Consider the following 1,588-nt stretch of genomic DNA (forward strand, 5'->3'; position numbering starts at 1 on the left):
CGTTCGTTGGCGCGAGTTTCAAGATCGAGGTATTCCTCGACTGAAGAAAGCTGTTGTTGTATAGTTTGTGCCGCCATAACTTTTATCTCGATTTTCCTTCAGAAGACGCTACGCGAACGGAGGACTAAAGATCGCCTCAGATATTGTTCGGTCGATCGCAAATTGCCTTCCACATCAACTCAGCTTGTAACCAATCTTCCTCAGTGTCGATATCTTGGACGCGCCACCGTGGAATCGTAACCGGAATCGACCAGCGATCGAAAATACGCTTTTGTTCTAACCAGGCTTGAGGACGCCCCCAGTAAAACTGACCAGCATCGTGTAAGGCAACTGGGAGATCCTGCGATCGCGTCGTGAAATATTCCGGAAAGAACATCTCGACTCCCTTATTCGCCGTCTGTTTAAACGCTCGAAAAATAGGATAAGCAAAGTCCGTGGCTGAAAAGGCATAAAGCCAGTTACCCGAGTTCAGGCTTTCCCAACCTCGCTGTAAATCCCCACTTTGTAAAAACAGTGCCGTTGCATAAATACAGCAAACAGCCTCTAAATTCCAGCCTTCATCTATTGCCCACTGAGTTGCATGGGCAATAACTTCCGTCGTTCCAGCGAAGTCGTTGGCCAGTTCCGCCGGTCTTACAAACGGAACTTCAGCACCCCACTGACGAGACACTTCAGCAATTTCGGAGTCATCCGTTGAAACAATAATCGCATCAAACAAATCGCACTCCTGAGCCGTTTGAATTGTGCGAGAGATCGCGGGTTTTCCGGCAAAATTGCGAATATTTTTTCGAGGGATTCGCTTGCTACCTCCACGGGCAGGAATAACCGAGATTTTCATAAAACTTCTTAACTAGAATATGGTATGTAAGACTTTAATTGAACGTATCTCCTCAATTAGCCAGACAACTCTCCAAGAAAATCATTCACCGCATCATACTGATCGTGATACACAATATACTTCCTCAACAGATCCAAATCTAAATCCGGCAACAGACCACTCCTCTCGACCTGACAATACTCCCCTTGCCAAGCATAGACCGTCAACAAACCATCCTCCCAAAACCAAACCTCTTGAATTCCCAGTCTACCATAGATTTCCAGCGAATCAATTCCACCACTGGACATCACCACCTCGATCGCTAGATCGGGAATCGCCTTTCTACTGCCAAAACTATAGGACTCATCAGGTTCCTTTTGAATCCCGATCCCCTCATCTCCCAACGTCGCACTGCCTTGACTATAAAAGCGAATTCCTTGAATTCTCAAATACGCTTCCAATAACAAGCTAATCGTCCGTTTATAGTACTCATGCTCGTCCCCCAAAATCACAATCTGTAAAACTCCATCCAGATACACTAACCTGACCCCAGCAATGGGAGCAAACGACGACTCCAAACTCTTAAACTGTTGCCAGGTAATGCCAGATAGAACTAAAGATTCTTCGCGACTTTCAACAAAGTCTTGCTGTTGTCCTCCTCGTTGAATCTTCATCCCAGAACCTCCCGCAGCGTATCGACCACCCTATCCTGAGCGGATTCGGTCAACCCGTAATATAACGGTAAACTAATCGCCTCTCGATAATACCGCT

General features: G+C 46.3%; 2 protein-coding genes. Both read right to left on the reverse strand.

Annotation, left to right across the window (positions count from 1 at the left end; translation table 11 throughout):
* Positions 1-136 precede the first annotated feature (136 nt).
* The gene (pseF, locus tag ACP5D4_RS21575) at positions 137-838 is read right to left on the reverse strand and encodes a pseudaminic acid cytidylyltransferase (protein ID WP_428013660.1); all 702 of its coding nucleotides are present in this window, start codon (positions 836-838) and stop codon (positions 137-139) included.
* 56 nt (positions 839-894) lie between these two features.
* Positions 895-1,491, reverse strand: a complete 597-nt coding sequence (locus ACP5D4_RS21580; RefSeq protein ID WP_428013661.1) for a Uma2 family endonuclease — start codon at positions 1,489-1,491, stop codon at positions 895-897.
* Positions 1,492-1,588: the final 97 nt, after the last annotated feature.

It is taken from the genome of Baaleninema sp., assembly GCF_049974805.1.
GTDB lineage: Bacteria > Cyanobacteriota > Cyanobacteriia > Cyanobacteriales > Geitlerinemataceae > Baaleninema.